Source organism: Streptomyces niveiscabiei (genome assembly GCF_033794345.1).
GTDB lineage: Bacteria > Actinomycetota > Actinomycetes > Streptomycetales > Streptomycetaceae > Streptomyces > Streptomyces niveiscabiei.
The window spans coordinates 1-768 of the sequence record NZ_JARAYJ010000119.1 but is presented as its reverse complement, the minus strand read 5'-3'; the positions used below and the strand labels follow the sequence as shown (position 1 = coordinate 768).

The window sequence follows — 768 nt, the reverse complement described above, 5'->3', positions numbered from 1 at the left end:
CGACGAAGACCCCTCGACGAAAACCCGCCAGCAGCTCCTCAGCATGGAAGGCCGAAGGGTCAGGGACTGCTACCACCAGGAAGCGGCGCGTACGGGGGTCACGTGGCGCCGACGCGAGTACCACCACGGCGACTTCAGTGCTGGCGACGCCCCGAACCAGGCGGTGACCGCCGCCGCCCAGTGCATGTACGGCATCGCCCACGCCGTCGTCACCGCACTCGGCTGCTCACCCGGCCTCGGCTTCGTCCACTCCGGACACGAACGCTCCTTCGTCCTGGACATCGCCGACCTCTACAAGACCGACATCGGCATCCCGGCCGCCTTCGACGCAGCCGCCCACGGCGAACAGGACGTAGCCACCCGCACCCGACGCGCCCTGCGCGACCGCATCAACAGCACCGGCCTCCTGGACCGCTGCGTCCGCGACATCAAAACCCTCCTCCTCCCGCACCACATCACCCCGCCACCGGACGACACGACCGACCGGATGACCCTCCAATCGGACGGCGGCCTCCTGCTCCCCGGCGGCCAGAACCACGACCGCGCCCCGGCGCAGAACCCTGCCACGAAGACCTCCTTCACTGAGATCCCCACCACGCAGGACCCCACCTGGGAAGACCCCATCTGGTGACCGTCATCGTCCTCGCCAACTGCCCCGCCGGCCTGCGCGGCTTCCTCACCCGCTGGCTCCTCGAAATCTCCCCCGGCGTCTTCCTCGGCGCCCCCTCCGCCCGCGTCCGCGACATCCTCTGGGAAGAAGTCCGCCAG

At 69.7% G+C, this 768-nt stretch carries 1 protein-coding gene and 1 pseudogene; both read left to right on the top strand.

The window, feature by feature from the left end; genetic code table 11:
- Positions 1-631 (top strand): annotated as a pseudogene (locus PV682_RS44130) (type I-E CRISPR-associated endonuclease Cas1e); the annotation flags it as partial.
- On the top strand, positions 628-768 hold a 141-nt coding region (gene cas2e, locus PV682_RS44125), incomplete at its 3' end, for a type I-E CRISPR-associated endoribonuclease Cas2e (RefSeq protein WP_319738618.1). The pseudogene PV682_RS44130 and the gene cas2e, both read left to right, overlap by 4 nt.